The sequence below is a fragment of the Pseudoalteromonas nigrifaciens genome (genome assembly GCF_002221505.1).
Taxonomy (GTDB): domain Bacteria; phylum Pseudomonadota; class Gammaproteobacteria; order Enterobacterales; family Alteromonadaceae; genus Pseudoalteromonas; species Pseudoalteromonas nigrifaciens.
Genome location: NZ_CP011036.1, coordinates 2,589,865 through 2,609,045 on the forward strand (window position 1 = coordinate 2,589,865; position 19,181 = coordinate 2,609,045).

At 39.4% G+C, this 19,181-nt stretch carries 18 protein-coding genes and 1 other annotated feature; of the genes, 11 read left to right on the top strand and 7 right to left on the bottom strand.

What is annotated here, in order from left to right:
• Positions 1-6 precede the first annotated feature (6 nt).
• The 3 genes from fahA to PNIG_RS12310 all read left to right on the top strand — a co-directional run bounded on the left by fahA (position 7) and on the right by PNIG_RS12310 (position 3,098).
• Complete coding sequence (gene fahA, locus PNIG_RS12300; RefSeq protein ID WP_089368605.1) at positions 7-1,320, top strand: fumarylacetoacetase; 1,314 nt, start codon at positions 7-9, stop codon at positions 1,318-1,320.
• A gap of 142 nt (positions 1,321-1,462) precedes the next feature.
• A complete protein-coding gene (locus PNIG_RS12305; RefSeq protein ID WP_089368606.1) occupies positions 1,463-2,626 on the top strand; it encodes a M23 family metallopeptidase in 1,164 nt (387 codons plus the stop codon).
• The gene (locus PNIG_RS12310; protein WP_089368607.1) at positions 2,616-3,098 is read left to right on the top strand and encodes a bactofilin family protein; all 483 of its coding nucleotides are present in this window, start codon (positions 2,616-2,618) and stop codon (positions 3,096-3,098) included. The genes PNIG_RS12305 and PNIG_RS12310 overlap by 11 nt, the downstream gene beginning before the upstream one ends.
• Here PNIG_RS12310 and PNIG_RS12315 read toward each other — a convergent pair whose 3' ends face one another.
• Entirely contained in the window at positions 3,099-3,572 is a 474-nt protein-coding gene (locus PNIG_RS12315; RefSeq protein ID WP_089368608.1) for a hotdog fold domain-containing protein, read from the bottom strand. It abuts the gene before it with no gap.
• A 380-nt stretch (positions 3,573-3,952) separates the two neighbouring features.
• Between PNIG_RS12315 and PNIG_RS12320 the strand changes: the two genes are divergently transcribed.
• From PNIG_RS12320 to PNIG_RS12330, 3 genes are read left to right on the top strand one after another with little or no spacing between them, the layout of a single operon-like run.
• Positions 3,953-5,146, top strand: coding sequence for a multidrug effflux MFS transporter (locus PNIG_RS12320; protein ID WP_011328830.1), 1,194 nt, complete (start codon positions 3,953-3,955; stop codon positions 5,144-5,146).
• 2 nt (positions 5,147-5,148) lie between these two features.
• Complete coding sequence (locus tag PNIG_RS12325; protein WP_011328831.1) at positions 5,149-5,781, top strand: LysE family translocator; 633 nt, start codon at positions 5,149-5,151, stop codon at positions 5,779-5,781.
• A gap of 18 nt (positions 5,782-5,799) precedes the next feature.
• Complete coding sequence (locus PNIG_RS12330; RefSeq protein ID WP_011328832.1) at positions 5,800-6,264, top strand: methylglyoxal synthase; 465 nt, start codon at positions 5,800-5,802, stop codon at positions 6,262-6,264.
• Positions 6,265-6,275: 11 nt separating this feature from the next.
• Here the strand turns inward: PNIG_RS12330 and yegD are convergent, their stop codons facing one another.
• The 5 genes from yegD to PNIG_RS12355 form a co-directional block, all read right to left on the bottom strand.
• Positions 6,276-7,640: a molecular chaperone gene (yegD, locus tag PNIG_RS12335; protein ID WP_089368609.1), complete on the bottom strand. Its 1,365-nt coding sequence runs from the start codon at positions 7,638-7,640 to the stop codon at positions 6,276-6,278.
• Positions 7,641-7,722: 82 nt separating this feature from the next.
• Complete coding sequence (locus PNIG_RS12340) at positions 7,723-8,565, bottom strand: DNA ligase (RefSeq protein WP_089368610.1); 843 nt, start codon at positions 8,563-8,565, stop codon at positions 7,723-7,725.
• A gap of 32 nt (positions 8,566-8,597) precedes the next feature.
• Positions 8,598-9,254 carry an HAD family hydrolase gene (locus tag PNIG_RS12345; protein WP_089368611.1) on the bottom strand — a complete coding sequence of 219 codons (657 nt, stop codon included), beginning with the start codon at positions 9,252-9,254 and terminating at the stop codon, positions 8,598-8,600.
• Positions 9,255-9,313: 59 nt separating this feature from the next.
• Positions 9,314-9,613: a hypothetical protein gene (locus PNIG_RS12350; protein ID WP_011328836.1), complete on the bottom strand. Its 300-nt coding sequence runs from the start codon at positions 9,611-9,613 to the stop codon at positions 9,314-9,316.
• Between the two features lie 63 nt (positions 9,614-9,676).
• Positions 9,677-9,771: a sequence feature (Trp leader region), on the bottom strand.
• The gene (locus tag PNIG_RS12355; protein WP_089368612.1) at positions 9,735-12,008 is read right to left on the bottom strand and encodes a TonB-dependent receptor; all 2,274 of its coding nucleotides are present in this window, start codon (positions 12,006-12,008) and stop codon (positions 9,735-9,737) included. It overlaps the preceding feature by 37 nt.
• A 392-nt stretch (positions 12,009-12,400) precedes the next feature.
• Here PNIG_RS12355 and PNIG_RS12360 point away from each other — a divergent pair, with 392 nt between their 5' ends.
• Positions 12,401-12,949: an HdeD family acid-resistance protein gene (locus PNIG_RS12360; RefSeq protein WP_089368613.1), complete on the top strand. Its 549-nt coding sequence runs from the start codon at positions 12,401-12,403 to the stop codon at positions 12,947-12,949.
• A 59-nt stretch (positions 12,950-13,008) separates the two neighbouring features.
• On the opposite strand, the gene PNIG_RS12365 is transcribed toward PNIG_RS12360, so the two are convergent.
• On the bottom strand, positions 13,009-13,869 hold the full coding sequence (locus PNIG_RS12365) for a mechanosensitive ion channel family protein (RefSeq protein ID WP_011328839.1): 861 nt from the start codon (positions 13,867-13,869) through the stop codon (positions 13,009-13,011).
• A 189-nt stretch (positions 13,870-14,058) separates the two neighbouring features.
• Here PNIG_RS12365 and PNIG_RS12370 point away from each other — a divergent pair, with 189 nt between their 5' ends.
• The 4 genes from PNIG_RS12370 (at position 14,059) to PNIG_RS12385 (ending at position 19,145) form a co-directional block, all read left to right on the top strand.
• Positions 14,059-14,268 (top strand): hypothetical protein, encoded by a 210-nt coding sequence (locus PNIG_RS12370; protein WP_011328840.1) that lies wholly within the window; start codon positions 14,059-14,061, stop codon positions 14,266-14,268.
• 218 nt (positions 14,269-14,486) lie between these two features.
• Positions 14,487-16,622, top strand: a complete 2,136-nt coding sequence (locus PNIG_RS12375) for a M3 family metallopeptidase (protein WP_089368614.1) — start codon at positions 14,487-14,489, stop codon at positions 16,620-16,622.
• A gap of 147 nt (positions 16,623-16,769) precedes the next feature.
• Positions 16,770-18,197, top strand: coding sequence for an amidohydrolase family protein (locus PNIG_RS12380; protein WP_089368615.1), 1,428 nt, complete (start codon positions 16,770-16,772; stop codon positions 18,195-18,197).
• Positions 18,198-18,290: 93 nt separating this feature from the next.
• A complete protein-coding gene (locus PNIG_RS12385; RefSeq protein WP_089368616.1) occupies positions 18,291-19,145 on the top strand; it encodes a carboxylate/amino acid/amine transporter in 855 nt (284 codons plus the stop codon).
• Positions 19,146-19,181: the final 36 nt, after the last annotated feature.

Sequence of the window (19,181 nt, forward strand, 5' to 3'; positions counted from 1 at the left end):
AATGTAATGAGTTTAATTAACGAAACCCATGATATAAATTTAACAAGCTGGGTAGCCTCTGCAAACGTTGCAGATTGCGACTTCCCTATTCAAAATCTACCTTTTGCTGAAGTTCGTCGTAAAAATAGCAACGAAGCTTTTCGTGGCGCTGTCGCTATTGGCGATCAGGTTATCGATTTAGCAAAACTAAATGAACTCGCTATTTTTAGTGGTGATGCGCAAACAGCCATTGCTGCTGCAAGTAACACAACATTAAATGAATTTATGAGCCTTGGGCAGCAATATTGGTCAGCACTGCGTTTAGCATTATCTAAAGCGCTGCGTGAAGGCTCTGAGCATCAGACTAAATTAAGCGAAGCGCTTATTGCACAGGCTGATATTGAGTTTGCATTGCCGTGTCGCATTGGTGATTACACCGACTTTTACACCTCTATTTACCATGCAACTGCTGTGGGTAGCTTGTTTCGCCCAGACAACCCACTACTACCTAACTATAAATGGGTACCTATTGGTTATCATGGTCGCTCATCATCTATTGGTGTATCGGGCCAACAATTTCATCGCCCTAAAGGCCAAACCAAAGCGCCAGATGCTGAAGTACCATCGTTTGGCCCGTGTAAACGCCTTGATTATGAACTAGAAGTAGGTATTTACTTAGGTAAAGGTAACGCGTTAGGTGATGCTATAGCGATTGAAAATGCTGAAAACCATGTATTTGGCTTTTGTGTCTTTAACGATTGGTCAGCACGTGATTTACAAGCGTGGGAATATCAGCCGTTAGGGCCGTTTTTAGCTAAAAACTTTGCATCAACGGTATCTCCTTGGATAGTGACAACTGAAGCGCTAGCACCATTTAGAACAAGCTGGACACGAGATGAAAACGATCCACAACCATTGGATTATTTAGAATCTAAAGCGAACCGTGAACAAGGCGCGTTTGATATTCAAATGGATGTAAAAATTCAAACTCAGCAAATGCGTGATGAAGGTCATACACCAACGCGTGTATCAACCTCAAGCTTTAAGCACTCATACTGGACAGTTGCGCAAATGGTAACGCACCATACTGTGAATGGTTGTAACTTTATGCCAGGTGATATGCTGGGCTCGGGTACGCAATCTGGCCCAACCCATGAAGAAGCGGGTTCGTTACTTGAGCTTTCTCGTGGTGGTAAAGAAAAAATCACGCTGAGCAATGGCCAACAACGTAGCTTTTTAGAAGACGGCGATAACGTTATTATGCGTGGCTGGTGTGAAAAAGAAGGTTACGCACGCATTGGTTTTGGCTGTGTAGAGAGTACTGTACTCGCTGCAAAATAATTTAAAGAATAAATTGTTTTGCTAAAAAGGATGGCATTTATTGCCGTCCTTTTTTATTAATTCAGTCATAGTTACAATTTTTTCTAGCTTTTTAAACTCAAATTGCTATCTTAGCTTGGTTAATAGCCAGTATTTATGTGTCATGCCTATATTTATAAAGTCTTTTTTTGAACAGTTTTTCCCCTCTCGTCAACTACTTATTCGCCAAAATGGTGAAGTTAAGCATGTGGTTTTGGCGCCTTGGCTGCAAGTTTTTATCGTATTACTTGTATTAGTTACTCTTAGTTGGGTAAGTATTTCGAGCTTTCGGGTTTACTCACAAACTACAAAAATATCAGATATTGAGCAAACTCAACTCGATGAGCAAAAACAATGGCAACAGCAAGTCAGCGAGCAAAAAACACGCCATGACGAACAAATAGCACAATTAGCTGAGCTTGAACAAAAACAAGCTTTACTCCAAAGCATGATCGAATCTCTTCCTGCTTCTCTTAGTAAAGATGTTATAAAGCTGGGTGACGAACTTGAATCTCCTATTGAAGAAGAGCAAAGCGAGTTTCATGAACCTTTAGTCGATGACAGCGCTCAAAGTAAACAGGTGCAAAATACGCCCCCTAGTACATTCGCTGCTCGCTATGCACAGCTAAATCAATACTACGAGCAAAATTTTTTATCGCTTGAAAGTCAAATTACCCAACGTCATAACGCCATTTTAGCCATGCTTAAAGGTGCAGGGCTAGAGTCTGCATTAGCGCAACATTTAGCATTAAGCGAGCAAACAACCGCTCAAGGTGGTCCGTTAGATGTATTCGATGAAGCAAAAATTCCTGGCACATTTTTAGCTATTGCCGATAAATTATTACTACTAAATAATTTAGAAAACTTTTTAAATGAACTGCCTAATACCTTACCGCTGCCAGCTGCAAAGTATTATATTTCTAGCAACTTTGGATTGCGAAAAGATCCAATGAACAGTCGCCGCGCCTTTCATAAGGGCGTTGATTTAGCCGGCTGGCATAAAACTGAAATATTTGCTCCTGCCGACGGTACTGTACTGCGCGCTGGGCGCAATGGCGGTTATGGTAACTTTATAGAACTTGAACATAAAAATGGCTTAGTCACTCGCTTTGGTCATTTAAATAAAGTTAAAGTAAAAAAAGGCCAAGCAGTCACTAAGTACGATGTAATAGGCTTAATGGGCAGCACCGGCAGAAGTACCAGCACTCACTTACATTATGAAGTGCTTATTGATGGCAAGCATGTCAATCCTCTTAAAATAACAAAGGCGCTCTCTCGTGTTTGGTAAAAAAAAGCAAGTAACAAATAACGCTTCATTAAAACGCGTTAATCACGCTCCTTCTATTATTTCAGAAGATATGCGCCTTACCGGGTCAATAATAAGCCAAGGTGAAGTGCAACTTGATGGCCGCATTGATGGCGACATTAAAGCTACTCATTTAGTAATTGGCACTACAGGCGTAGTTGAGGGTATTGTTGAAGCGACAAGCGTGATTGTTAAGGGCAAAATAATTGGTTCATTAAATGCCAGTGAAGTTAACATTAAAAATAACGCTCATGTGCATGGTGATATTTTTCACGATACGCTTAGTATAGAAGCTGGTGCAATTATTGAAGGTAATTTAAAACAGCGCTTTGAAAAAGAAAGCTTAACACTCATTAATGATGAGTCAAAGCCGGTGAGCGATGTAAAACCATTAATTAACGAGGACGATATCGGCTTGTCATTCGTAAATAAACAAGCCTCTAATAAAAGCTAGTTACTTTTTAGCTGTAATGTACATAGTAATATCTGCAGTGAATACTAGTTCATTGCGGGTATTATATAATTTTACTGGCACCACTAAGTCTTCTTTATCTAGCCACTGGTGCGGTAAATCAATCTCTGCAATAGCGGTTACATCGGTATCTACTTTAGCTAAATACTGTACCGTCATACCTTTTGGGATCCAACGGTGAGTTTTAACCGGTACCGTGGCATCCACCATCACTCCAGCACATAACTCGGCCAAATTACACTGCGCTATTGCATGTATTGTACCTATGTGATTATGAACCCTACGCCGGTTTTTAACCCGCGCACTACAATGTCCTGCTTTTAAATTAAGTATGTAAGGCTTCATCGAGCCAAAGTATGGCGCTTTAAAACAGACTATTTTAGTAAATAGCCAGTGCCCAAAGGGTAGCTTTTTAACAATGCGCCATGCTGTTAAAACTGAAGATTTATTGCTCATTATTATTTTCCATCGTTCATTCTTTTGTAAAAGTAACACATCAGACCAGTTTGAGGTAGTGTCTTTAAAAGTCCCTTTTAGCTATTTAACCTTAACTTTGGTGAAGAGATTTACTAACGTATTGAATCATAGTTATATTTAAATTTATTTTTTCTAACCAGTGATTTTCAGTGACAATAAGGCGAATTTACGCGTCAACTGCTGATCTATTACAAGTAAATTCAGCGCAGTTAGCGCTGAAAATATCTGCTTGAGATAAATTTATTACCCAGAGTTCATGTTATTTAAATTAAAAAATATCAATGTCGACGATACTAAGGGTCATAAGCCCTTTCTTTTTTATTAGTCCCCCCCTAAAATACGCGACAAAAGGAGAACTAATGCAAACACAGCCCGCTAAACCAAACTTAACTTTATTACTTATATTAGCGTTACTCGTTATTTTTTGCCCTATGGCTATTGATATTTACCTACCTGCATTTCCAACTATTGCTGAGCAATTTGCTGTTTCAGAGCAGCAAGTACAACAAAGTGTTGCTATTTTTATGCTCACTGTAGGCTTAGGGCAATTAATTGCAGGCCCCCTTGCTGATAAGTTTGGTCGTAAACCGGTCGCTGTCATTGGTATTAGCCTGTATGCGGGCTCTGCCTTGTTAGCCTATTATGCTCCTTCATTTAATATATTGCTGCTCGCGCGTGCTTTACAAGGATTAGGAGCATGTGCCACTTTTGTGGTTGCTTTTGCCATAGTACGTGATAAATACGGTGCACAGCGAAGTGGGCAAATGATCACTTATTTAAATGGTATTATTTGTTTTATTCCAGCATTAGCGCCCATTTTAGGGGCATGGTTAACCGTGCAGTTTGGCTGGCGGATGAATTTTTTATTTTTAACTTTTTTTGCTATTTTTGGCTTAGTTATAACCTTATTATTTTTTAAAGAAACACGCCCAGCAGACAGCTACTATCAAGGCCATATTTTAGATTTACGCCGTTTTATGCCCATTATTAGCACTCCTATATTTTTATTTAATAGCTTACTTTGTATGGTCGCAATGTCGGCAATACTGGTGTACGTAACACTTGCGCCGGGTTGGTTAATTACTCACTTAGGCGGTACAGTTGCTGACTTTACTTTTTGGTTTACACTCAATGCGGTATGTAGCATTGTGGCGAGTTTTATAGCGCCTATGTATATTAAAAATAATAGCCAGCGTGCTTTGCGTCTTGGGGTTGGTTTATTGATTTTTTCGGGGTTATTAATGCTTGCGCTTAGCACCATACAAACCGCGCTGGCACTTATGTTACCTATGCTTATTGCTGCACTTGGTTTTGCTTTAAGTTTAGGCTCTGCAGCTGGTATGGCACTTTCTCGCTTTGCAAAACAAGCCGGAACCGCTTCAGCGCTACTTGGCGCAATGCAAATGAGTGGTGCGAGTATATTAGTGTTTGCAACACAGTTTTTAGGGTTAACTACACCATGGCTAATAGCCTTTCATTTACTATTGTTACTTCCTCTTTGGCTTATTTTAATAAGTAAAAAAGGACATGCTTTACACCCAACTCAAGGCTGATCATGATAAACCCTGATTTTTTAGTTTCTTTTTTACTGGCTAGCTTTTTAATTGCGGTGGCCCCAGGGCCTTCTAATGCCTTTTTAATGGCACAAACCTTTGCTAATGGCCGTACGGCAGGAATGCAAAGTGCGTTTGGTTTTGCCCTCGGTGGAGTAGTACATACATTTTTTGCTGTTGTTGGCTTAACCGCCATACTTAAAGCCTCTGAGGTAGCTTATAGTGCAGTGCAATATGCAGGCGCTGCTTATTTGTGCTACTTAGGGATAATGATGCTTAAAAGCACTTTTATAAAAGAGCCTATTGAGCAATCAGACAAACCACATATAACTACGAAGAAAAGTAAAAATGTAATGTTTCAAGCCATGATGACCGAAGTACTTAACCCTAAAGTAGCATTATTTTTTATCGCGTTTATTCCACAATTTGTTGATCCAGCACTTTCTTCGGCTACTTTTCAGCTCGCCTTTTTTGGTTTGCTGTATCCGCTTTTTGCTTTTCCGATTGATTGCGCTTATATTTATTTTGGCGATAAAATTGCGCGCTTTTTTAGAGATAACCCAAATAGCCAAACTTGGATAGATAGGATCACCGGCATTGTTTTCATTGCCCTTGCTATTAACTTATTACTTTAACAATAAAAAGAATTTTTTATGGACCAAAAAATACAATCGCTACCGGCTAAAAAAAATATTGCACTAGTAGCGCACGATGGTAAAAAAGCGGCTTTAAAATTATGGTGTATAAAACACCTAAACGCACTGAGCGAGCATACATTATATGCCACAGGCACCACAGGGCATTTAATCAATAAAACCACAGGGCTAGATGTAATTCAATTGCTTAGCGGCCCAATGGGTGGCGATCAGCAATTAGGGGCTAAAATTGCTGAGCATGAAATACATATGCTGGTGTTTTTTTGGGACCCGCTGGCATCGCAACCCCACGACCCAGATGTAAAAGCACTACTACGCTTAGCGGCAGTGTGGAACATACCAGTAGCCTGTAATGAAGTAAGTGCTGACATGCTCCTAAGCTCGCCATTAATGAATGTTGAGCTTGAACGCACCTTGCCAGATTACGAAAAGTATTTAGCAACCCGACAAATAGATATTTAATATTTAATGGCTTAGCTGTAAAGCATGCTAGCCCATTTAGTTAAGCCGGCGGTTACACTACCAAAGTGATCGCCATTAACCATTTTAATATCACCTAAATGTTGGCTAAGCGCCGCTTTAATAAGAGGCGACTGTGCACTACCACCGGTTAAATAAATAACATCGGGCGTAGTATCTGCATCATTTATAGCTTGCTTCGCTAAAGTGACTATTTGGCTAATGCTATCATCTACCGCTAATGCTAAATCACTGACTGAAACATCTTTACTTAATGACGCATCTAAAAAGCTAAGATCGCAGTTATAATTAGTGGCTGAAGTTAATGCTATTTTAGCAGCCTCAGCTTGTTGTACTAATTGATGCCCTTGCCTATTTTGCTGCAAATGTATTAATCGTTTAAATAGCTCTGGCGCGCTTACATCACGCAATTGTGCGCTAAGTTCTCTATAATGGTTAGCACTATAAAATTGGCTTTGTAAGTTTACATCGTTAATTTTACAGGCTTGCCAAAAAGCTTGATTAGGCAAAGGTAGCCCTGATTTAAACGTACTGCCTAAGCCTAAAAGCGGCATCAAGCCATAGTAACTTAAAGCTATGTCTAAATCGTTTCCACCAATACGCTTACCGCTGTGAGCTAAAAAGTCAGCGTCACGGTCGTTTTTATCCCGAAAGCTTGGCCCCATTTGCACAAACGAGCAATCGCTGGTACCGCCACCAATATCAATAACCAGTACTTTTTGGTTTTGTGTTAAGTTGCTCTCGTAATCAATACCGGCCGCCAGTGGCTCGTATAAAAATGCGACTTCTTTAAAGCCGGCACGTTTTGCAGCGCGCTCTAAAATACCAATTGCTTGCTGATTTGACTCCTCACCGCCTACCGCCTGAAAGTTAACCGGACGACCAATAACGGTTTGGGTTAACGTTTTGCTTAGTGATTGCTCAGCACGTTGTTTTATTTTTAAAATCATTGCGGTGGCAATGTCTTCAAAAAAGTTAATTTGTCCTTGTTTTAAACCCGTAGCGCCAAAAAATGATTTTGGTGATTTAACAAAATAACCCTCTTCAGGAAATTGCACATACTCGCTAATTGCTTCGCGGCCAACAAATAAGGTTTCGTCTGTGGGGATTAAATCTAAGTCAGATTTAATCCGTGGTAATGAATTTAGCAATGCTTGGCGCTGGGTTTTAAATGCAAGCTCATCGCTGCTACCTTGTAAATGCTTGGCAACATAGTCAACTACCAACGCACTATGGTGGGTATAAAGTGTTGAAGGTAGGTAATGTTTTCCTTGCTCTAACGGCACTAATTGAACGTTACCCTCGTTCATTACACCCATAGCACAATTAGAACTACCATAATCAAAACCAACAAACATATATCACCATACATCACTAAAAAGGCCGCGCAATTTAGCATACCTAGCAATAAATATATACTCATATAGGGCTGAATAATTGTTAGGGTGACTCTCTCACGCGTAAAAAACTAGCAAAACGAGGTAAGCCATTTTTTGTTAAACCATGGAATCGATAAGTAATGGTGCTACCCAATGCTGGCGGGCTTTCGCGCTCGGCGTCGCTAAATCCGGTGCCAATTGAAAACAGTTGCCCTTGCGGTGTTTTTACTCTTAACGCTCCTAACATGCCTTGGTATTTACCTTTACCCGGTAGGTATGCAATCACTATTGCTTCAGCATCTAAGTAGGGCTTTAATTTTAATAGCGCATCGCTGCGCCCATCGGCATGTTTTGCGCTTGCTAAATGCAGCATAACGCCTTCGCCACCTTGCGCTGTTATATTTTTAAAATAGTTAGTTAATAATTGGTTATTAGTAAACTGATGCTGCTTTATAGCTTTTATATGAGGTGAATTTAAACCAGCAACAAGGTGGCTGTAATTGCTGTAGCGCTGGCTAAAAGGCACGTTTGCATCAGGCATATCAAATACTTGATACGTAATACTTTGCCAATCATGATTATTGGGAGTTTTAGTGCGCACAATGCCACTGAGCACCGCAAAGTGCTGATGTTTAGTCCACAGTTCACCATCAAGCCATACTTTAGGTAAGGGCGCTGTAAACCATTCAGGCGCGTTTATTACATTACCTTGTCGGGTAACAAACTGTTTGCCTGTCCAAATAGCCCTTACACCATCAAACTTTTCACTAACTAAATAGTTACTTACATCGCTGTGCTTAGTTTCATCATACACTTTAGCAAGCAGCACCTTGGGCAATGTTGCATTCACAATAGAGCTAAAAAGTACTGCTGTGATTAAAGTAATTAATTTTATATAAAACATCAGCGCGTCCAAGCAAGGTAATGTGGCTTAAACTATAGTTGAAATTGCAGCCATTGCCAAAACTCTTGCAGATCATCCATACGGTAACTGGCTTGGCTAAAGTCATGGTTTTGCGTATGGCTATTAGCAATCGCCACAACACTTACAGCGGCGTTGTTTGCTGCAGTTACTCCGGTAAAGGTATCTTCTACTGCAATGGCATCTTTAGCAGCTACATTTATCTGCTTGAGTGCTAATAAGTAAGGATCTCCGGCTGGCTTTGGATTAATAACATCATCTTTAGTGACTACTGCGTCAAATAGATCATAAAAGCCAAGCCCTTTTAATATTGGTTCTGCTTCGTGGCGAGCGCTGCCTGTTACTAACGCCATTTTTAAGCCGCTGCTTTTAACCGCTATTAATGCTTGTTCTGCAAAAGGCATTAGTGCTGGTAAATTGGTTTTTACATATTGTGCAAATAAACGGTATTTTTCATCGGCTAAATAGTCACTGCTAACCGATAAGTTATGCTGTTGCTTTATTTCACTTGCAGCTTCGAGCGTTGGCCGCCCCGAAAAACGCTGACAAAACTCACCCTCTTCGTAGTTTACATTAAATGGCGCAAGTACCTGGCTCCAACATGCAAAGTGTATGCTTTCAGAGTCGACTAACGTGCCATCCATATCAAATAATACTGCTTTTAAAGTCATTTTTATTCCTTATCACAGCGCTAAAAAAGACGCCTAAGCGCCTTTAATATGTTTATAAATTACTCCGTTAAACCCGCCGGTGGCTCACCAGTGGCTTCTTCACCTGTTTCAACATCAACCAACTCATAACCACGCGCTTTACGCGCCACTTTTAAAACAGGTTTTTCAAACGCTGTTTTTAATCGCTCAGAATCAGCTTTTAATTCATCAAGCGATGTACCAAAAGGAGCTGCTCCGGTTTCAGACCAATTAGTTACTTTACCATTAAGGTTATATTCTACTTCATGTATTTGATACTGCGCTGCTTCATCTTTTGTGGCTTCACAAAAAATCACTCGGTAGTTCCAAAATCCAGCCATTTTTCATCTCTTTATTTTGCAAATCAATTAACGCTACTTTAGCAGTAATATTAATGAATATAAACGAAAAAGCCCGCTATAAAAGCGGGCTCTGTAGTATTTTTACTATTAGTGTTTAAGCTTAAAAGAAGTTAACTTTAAACTCTACACCAACGTAACGCTCTTCATTAACCATTACAGTATTATTGTTGAAGTCTACGCCACCAATAGATTGTTGCTCGTCAAATAAGTTACGCACAAATGCTGACACTTGGTATTCATAGTCGCCATCTGCCCATGCGTAACCGGCACGTAAGCCAGTTTCAACAAGCGGCTTACCTTCAAACTCAACTGATTCATATAAGAAAAAGTTAATTTTACTACGATAAGAAACATCGCCATAAGCAAAGAATTCACCATCAGCTAGCTCTTTGGTATAACGTAATGTGAAGTTAGAAATCCACTCTGGAGCATGCGGTAAGCTGTTACCATCGAGTAATACTTTACCATTTACTACTGGGTTAGTAATTGTCAACGTTGGGCGGCTTGGAGCTGCTATGCTAAGCGTGTCATCTTTAAGCTCAGTTTTGTTATAACTTAAGTTGAATGTAGCATTTAGCTCATCACTTAACACCCACTCAGAATCTAGCTCAAAACCATAACCTGTGGTTTTATCAACATTTAACAAACGGTTAAAGTTAGCGCCACCACCTACAGCTGTTAACTGTTGGTCACTCATTGTGTAGTAAAAAACAGTGGCGTTAACACGGCCTTGACCGTCTAGTACGTCTGACTTAATACCTGTTTCGTATGAAGTTACTGTTTCTGATTTAGCTGTGGTTACTTCATCACCAAATAAAATACGCCCTTGCAAGCTAGGTGCACGGAAGCTATTAGCAATACGCGTGTACCAGTTTACGTCGTCATTTACTTTATAGCTTGTTGAAATATCCCAGCTAATATGATCATCGCTAACATCACGTTTAATCGCTAATGGACCTACAGGAGGAAACCTTGGATCTAGAGTACGATTTGCTGAAAACTCTTTATCATCATCAGAGTAACGCAGACCAGCAGTTACTTTTAAATCATCAGAAATAGTGTAATCAATTGAGCCAAATACTGCCCATGCCTTAGTATCTTGCTGCTGTATTACGTAACCGTTTAACTCGCCCGCAGGTGATGAAAACGTATCATAGCTGTAATTTTCAATTGTTAGCGCTTCATCAAAGTAGAACACACCAACTTGGTAGTTTACGTCGCCAGCAAAGTTACTCGATAAACGTAACTCTTGGGTATACTGATCATGATCTGGAATACCATCAGCACTTTCTGATGAAAATGGGATAAAACCTGGTCCCATATAACCAGGAATATATGATGCACCGTAACCACCATCGATATCTGCACGAGAATATATTTCTGCACTTTCCCACGCCGAAATAGACGTTAGTGTGTGGTTATTAAAATCCCACTCAAGCTTTAAGCTCGCACCTTCTGACTCAACTTGCTGCGTCGCACGTGATGCCGCATCGTGATATACCACGTCATTTTCAAAGTCATCAACTAAATCGTTAGTACCAGGCTTAATTGAGTTTGCGAAAAAGGCAATTGGTTTACCGTCCATATCACGCACGTGGTAGTTAAATAAACCAGTGAAGTCATCGCCTTCGTATAAAAACTGAATACGGGCTGCTTTATCTGTGTAACCGCCTAGCGCATCTTTTTGTTCAAACCCTGGAGCACGATTATCAATGTAATCGTCTTTATCTTGCCAAAGCACTGATACACGCGTAGATAAACGGTCAGTTAAACCACCGCCTACCGCACCTTCAAAATCTACAGCGCCACGGCTACCGTAAGATACCGAGCCGTAACCTTCAAATTCTTGGCTTGGTTTTACTGAGTCAAATTTAACAAGGCCCGCAGGCGTGTTACGACCAAACAAAGTACCTTGTGGTCCACGTAGTACTTCTACACGTGAAACGTCAAATACTGGAAAGCCTTTTAAAATAGCGTTTTCTTGTACTACTTCATCTACAACCAATGATACCGGTTGTGATGCGTTTAAATCGAAATCTGTATTACCTAAACCACGTACATAAAAGCGTGGGAATGAACGACCAAATGAAGACTCAATTGATAAACTTGGGATTTTCGCATTCATAAAACGAATATCCATACCAGCAGAGCTGTAAGCATCCAAGCTATCGCCTTGCAGTGCAGAAACAGCTACTGGTACTTCTTGTGCATTTTCTACACGTTTACGAGCAGTAACTTGAATAACTTCTAATTGATTTTTCTTTACCGCTGGCGCTTGCTCAGCAGCAATAGTAGAAAATGAAGTGCCTGCTACGGCAGAGAGTAACGCTGCATTTACTAGGGTTGCTAACGTAGATCTTTTCATTGCTTTCATGTCGGGGATTAACCTTTTTAGTGCACTCTTGTTCAACGGTTGATGTGTTGCGCCACTTACAATAGCGGACTCAGGCAATTTTTCGCGATACGCTACGCGGACCTCTTTCTCGAGAGTGCAAAACGAATTAAAGAGGCTGAATGAGTGGTTAATATTATAACACCCTGACGCTCTTTTACTGCATAAAAGAAACATAAAAAAAACAATTTGTGCAAAAAAATACATCTCTTAAAATAATTAAAAATAAACCCTTTAAAAAATAAAAATAGCGGACATTTGACCTGTTTCAAATTAAAATTATGCTATATAGACTTAATATTAAACTTGTTTGACCCTGCTAATAACAATAGCTACCTTATCTGGGCGCTCATACTATTTACTTAAGGATTAAAATGAATCTTACGAATACACTCACCAAAAACTGGTCGTTACTTTTACTTCGTGGTGTTATAGCCATACTGTTTGGTTTAATAACCTGGTTTGCACCTGAGGCGTCGTTGCAAGTTATGTTATTAGTTTTTGCTGGCTACTTTTTATTTGATGGCTTATTAAGAGTTTGGGTTGCCATAACATCAAAAAAATCAAATCCCTTTTGGATGCTATTATTAATTGGTGGCTTACTGAGTATTATTGCCGCTTTTGTCACTTTACTTGCACCAAACCTTACCGCCTTATTGTTACTTTATTATGTTGCTGCGTGGGCGATTGCAATTGGTGTAGTAGAAATATTTTTAGCCCAAAAGTTACGTAATGAAATTAGTAACGAATGGATTTTAATTATTAGTGGTTTTATTTCTATAATATTTGGACTGTACTTAGTATTTAACCCAGGTGCAGGCATTTTAACCTTGCTTTGGTTAGTTGCTGCATACGCTATAGTATTTGGCGCGCTTATAGTTGGTTTAGCGCTTAAATTAAAAAAATTAAATCAAAGCCGCTAATTCAGTTGGCTTAGCACCAAAATGCTAAGCCACTTTTCTTTATATTTAATGGGTGCTAATTACAGTGGCGTATTGAATTTTTTATCATCAATATGAATAATACGTTGTGGCAAGGCAATTTTAATATTATTTAACTTAAACTGCTTATAAAGACTAAAACGAATATCGCTGCGAACTTGGCGCAACATCGTTTCAGACTCTGCATACACCCAAAAATAAGCACTAAACATCATCGCGCTTTCAGCAAAGTCATCTAACAACACCGCTTTTGGTAAGGTGGGTAATATTGCCGGATGATCTGCAAGCACTTGTTGCATCAGTTTTTCAACCAATTCAACATCTGAGCCATACATTACACCCACATTAACCGAGGTACGTGCATTACGATCAATTAGCGTCCAGTTAGTTACTGTATTTTCTAATAATTGGCTGTTTGGTACTAGCATATGTACGCCATCGTTACGGCGAATACGGGTTGAGCGAGTGTTTATCGTTTCAACTACGCCCTTGGCATTACCCACCTCTAAAAAATCACCAATACGAATTGGTCGCTCCCACATTAATATCCAGCCACTAATAAAGTTATTAATGATATTTTGCGCACCAAAACCAACACCTATCGCAATAGCACCCGATACAAAAGCAAAAGCGGTAAGCGGTATATTTAACACCTCTAAAGAAGTGAAAATTAAAATTGCGATACTTAAAATAAAATAAATTCGCGTAAACAATAGCACCGCATCAGGGTTCATTTTACGTTTAAGTAATGATTTTTTTATTAACTTACCAATACGAGTAACCACAAACCACATAGTAAATAATATCAATGGGATCTGAATTACTTTTACCACTGTAATTTGCACATCGTTGTAACTAAAAAGTACAAAAGCAAGCATTTGATTTAATTGTTCTAGTGTCATTTATTATCCAAATAAGTAAGAAGATACCGCTCTATAAACGTGTGTCTAAAATAAAAGTAAAACTGGTTCAGGGTTCGCTAAGTTTAGCACGTCATAATATTAGGGGAATAAAATCAATTTATACAATCAACTAACCTTTTATGGTACTTAGTGCTATATAAATAGTGTACTTGCACTGGAGATAACATTATGACGCAACTAACTTTAGCTCAAAAACTAGCAACCTTGCAGCCGCAGGTTGACCTTAATTTATTTGAAACTAGCCTCGAATACCGTAATAAAATTTTATCTTTACTCGCTCAACAAGAACAAGCACTGGCAACTATTAATCAAGAATTTGGCCAGCAGCAACCGGTAAACTTTAGCTCTGATAAAAAGTTTGTACTGGGTTACAATTAAAATTTGGATACTTTTTTTGCTTATTTACTTAACTAAGTAGCTCAAACGTTTATATTTAGAGCTACTTTTACCCACCTTTTCCTCTATTATTCGCTAATTTGCGTTTAAATCCCGCTTAATACCGATAAACATGATTGTATATAACTCTAAATTTGATAAGTTAACTGTGTTTTTCGACTCGCACAGCCTATTTCGGCTAATATTTTTATGGAGTTACTATGCGTAAAACATTGATCGCCACTACTATTGCTAGTGTTTTAGTATTATCTGCCTGTACATCAAACGATTCAAACAACATGGCAAAAGAGAGCGTTACACAAGTGCAAAACATTAACGCAAACAATGTATTGTTCAAATCAAGCCCATTACAATATATGGCACCAGAATTTAATAAGTTCTCTACTAAAGATTACGAAGCTGCTTTCGATGCCGGTATTGCTCAGCATAAAGCACAAGTATTAGCAATTGCTAACAACCCTGCCCCAGCTACATTTAAAAATACGTTAGTTGAAATGGAGCTTTCGGGTGAGTTATTAAATCGCGTATCTACTGCGTTTTATAACTTATCAGGATTAATTTCTGACAGTGAATATCAACGTATCGATGAGAAAATGGCGCCTGTACTTTCAGCGCACTCAGACGACATTTACTTAAATGGCGCATTATTTAAACGCGTACAAACTATTTACGACAATAAAAGCAAACTAAATGCAGAAGATCAGCGTCTTGTTGATTTTTACTACAAACAGTTTGTTAAAGCGGGTGCCAAATTAAACGACGCTGAAAAAGCAAAAATGCGTGAAATTAACTCTGAGCTTGCTAAGCTTTCAACGGCATTTTCACAAAACGTTTTAAAATCGTTTAAAGAAGACGTAATTGTTGTTACCGATAAAAGTAAATTAGCCGGTCTTTCTGAAGGCGAAATTGCAAGTCTAGCCGATGCAGCTAAAAAAGCAGGCAAAACCGGTTACATGATCACTTTAGTAAACACCACGCAGCAGCCAATTTTAAGTAGCCTAGAAAACCGCGACTTACGCGAGCAAGTGTTTACAGCTTCAACTAAGCGTGCGGCTAAAACTAACGGCCCTATTATTATTAAAGAAACCAACCTACGCGCTCAAAAAGCAGAGCTTTTAGGCTATAAAGATTGGGCTTCTTATGTAATGACTTCGCGTATGGCGCAAACCACTGAAAATGTTTACGGCATTTTAGATGACCTTGCACCTAAAGCAGTTGAAAAAGCAAAAATTGAAGCTGCAGCAATTCAAAAAGTAATTAACGATTCTGGCGAAAGTTTTGAACTTAAACCGTGGGATTGGGCTTTTTACGCTGAAAAAGTACGTGCTGAAAAGTACAACCTAGACCCAGCCCTAGTTAAACCTTACTTTGAATTACAATCGGTAATTCATAATGGTTTATTCTTCGCTATGGAAAAACTATACGGTATTACCTTTAAAGAACGTAAAGATCTGCCGGTTTACCACGAAGATGTAACTACCTTTGAAGTATTTAATGCTGATGGCAGTGCAATTGGTTTATTTTACATGGACCCATACGCACGTGAAGGTAAGCGTGGCGGTGCTTGGATGAGTGCATACGTAGGACAAAGTGGTTTAAAAAACACTAAACCTGTTATCTACAACGCGCAAAACATTCCAAAACCAGCAGCAGGTCAGCCTACATTATTAACCTTTGACGAAGTATCTACTTTGTTCCATGAGTTTGGTCATGCGGCGCATGGTTTATTCTCAGATGTTAAGTACCCAAGCCTAGCGGGCACAGCAACAGCGCGTGACTTTGTTGAGTTTCCTTCTCAAGCAAATGAAGACTGGATGATTGAACCGACTGTATTAGCTAACTACGCTAAGCACTACAAAACTGGTGAGCCAATTCCACAAGACTTGCTTAACAAAATGTTAGAATCACAAAAATTCAACCAAGGCTTTGGTACTACTGAGTACTTAGCTGCGGCATTGCTTGATATGGAATGGCATTCATTTGGTTCTGATAAAAAAATAGCTGATGTAGAAGAGTTTGAGCAAAGCGCGCTAGAAAAACATGGTATTGCTTACTACCCTGTACCACCGCGTTATAAATCAAACTACTTTAGCCACACTTTTGCCGGTGGTTACTCTGCAGGTTACTACGCGTACCTTTGGACTGAAGTATTTGCAGCCGACGCCTTTGCCCATATGGAAAACAACGGTGGCTTAACACGCAAAAATGGCGATAAGTTCCGTAAAGAAATCCTATCTAAAGGCAATAGCCGCGACTTAATGCAAAGCTACATTGAATTTAGAGGTCAAAAACCAACTACCGACGCACTTCTTAAGCGCCGTGGTTTAGTAGACTAATTAGTTAACTAATTTACACCTTTTAAAAAGCCCGCTTGCGGGCTTTTTTATTGCCATTAACTTAACCCACTTTTATAACCTTTTAACTCAAAGAAAATACCACTTTAAACAACTATGTTAATCTGAATAAAAAATTCAGGTGCTGCTATGAAACTCATATTAATACTCCCCATCACGCTTATTTTAGCTGCTTGTAACCAAGTGACTCAAAAACAACAAGCCGACATTATTATTAACCACGCCAATGTAATTAATATGATGACAGGGCAAATTACGGCTAATCAATCCATTGTTATCAAAAACTCTACTATTGTAGCCCGCGGCGGCAATGAGCTAAATTTACGTTACAGCGCTACGAGTCAAATTGATGCCAGTGGTCAATATGTAATGCCTGGGCTTTGGGATATGCATGTACACTTTGGTGGCGGTGAGCAACTAATAACAGAAAACAAACAGTTACTGCCGTTATATTTAGCCTATGGCATAACCACAGTGCGCGATGCAGCCGCTGATTTAAGTGAATCGGTATTACAATGGCGCCAGCAAATTAATCAAGGCACATTAATAGGCCCTACTATTTATACCTCAGGACCAAAGCTCGAAGGTAAGGACTCAATTTGGCCTGGCGACTTAGAAGTAGAAACCAGCGCAGAAATGCACGCCGCCATTGATAAACTTGAGGCCATGAATGTCGATTTTATTAAAATTACCGACAGCGCTTTAACGCCACAGTTATACTTACAAGCAGTAAAAGAAGTTAAAAAGCGCGGTTATCAAATTTCGGGGCATATTCCTTTTTCGCTTTCGGTAACCGATGTGTCAAACGCAGGGCTTGATGCGATTGAGCATATGACCTACATGTTAAAAGCCGCCGCCGATAACGAACAAGAAATTTCTGCTAAGGTAAAATCAGGTATACTGAGCTACTCCAGTGCGCTGCCAATTATTACTGAGCATGTTGACAAAGCCACAGCAATGAAAAAATATCGCGTACTCGCAAAAAATAATACCGCTGTTGTGCCTACCTTAATTGGCGGCCAAATTACGGCCTACATTGATGAAAACGACCATCAGCAAGACGAGTACCTAAATTATTTAGGCAAAGGATTAAAAGCCACCTACCAATGGCGAGTTGATCGCGCAAATAAAGATACCCCTGAGCAAATAACACAACGCAAAGAGCGCTTTATAAAAACGGCAAAATTACTCCCTTGGGTGCAGCAAGCTGGCGTATCAATTATTGCAGGTACCGACGCCGGTTTTTTAAATTCTTATATTTATCCGGGATTGTCGTTGCATCAAGAACTCGCTATTTTTAGTGATTACGGGCTTACCCCGTTACAAACACTACAAAGTGCCACAATAGCTGGGCCTAAATTTTTAGGTAAAACGCAGCAATTTACCAGTTTAGAGGTAGGTAAAGTGGCAGATATTATTATTTTAGCGCGCAATCCGTTAGTTGATATTAGTAACACGCAATCATTACAAGGCGTTATTAGCCATAACCGCTACTACAATAAAAAAGCGCTAGAGCATTTAAAACTACAAGCAAAGCAATTTGTAAGTTCACAATAGTTACTTTTTAGTCCACTTGTTTTATCAAGTGGACTATTACCCTTTTTTATTATCTAGGTTAAACTCGTTGTTTTATTTGGAGTTATAAAAACCATGGCTTACTTGTTTGCTGTCACCCTATTATGGGCGTTCTCGTTTAGCTTAATTGGTGTGTATTTAGCAGGCCAAGTTGATGCATGGTTTAGTGTGTTAATCCGCATTGCACTGGCTGCATTAGTTTTTTTACCATTTTTAAAGGTTAAACATACCCCTAAGCCACTGGCGTTAAAATTAATGCTTATTGGTGCAGTGCAACTTGGTGCTATGTACAGCTTTTACTATCACTCATTTTTATATTTAAGCGTGCCTGAAGTACTACTCTTTACAGTGATGACCCCGCTTTATATCACCCTACTAAACGATGCTTTAGAAAAACACTTTAACCCTCGCTTTTTTATTGTTGCTATTATTGCTATTGGCGGCGCGGTAGCCATTAGGTATGAAGGCATAAGTAGCGACTTTGTGCTTGGCTTATTATTAGTCCAAGCGGCTAACCTGTGCTTTGCCATTGGCCAAGTGGCCTATAAACGCTTAATGAGTAACAGTACCCTTGAGCACAAATCGGTGTTCGGTTGGTTTTTTATCGGCGCTTTGTGCGTTGCTTTAGTGTGCTACCTGCTGTTTGGCAATACCGATAAACTACCGACAACCACAACTCAATGGAGCGTGCTTATTTATTTAGGAATCGTAGCGTCTGGGTTTGGTTATTTTGTTTGGAACAAAGGGGCTACCTTAGTAAATGTGGGGGCGCTGGCGGTAATGAATAACTTACTGATCCCTGCTGGTATTATTGTTAATGTGCTTATTTGGAACAGAGATGCCGATTTATTCAGGCTAGCTATTGGTGCTGGAATTATTTTAGCTGCACTATTGGTGAATCAATACTTTAATAAAAGTGCCATAAAATAGCGCTACACTTACATTATCTTAATAATTTAAAGTTGT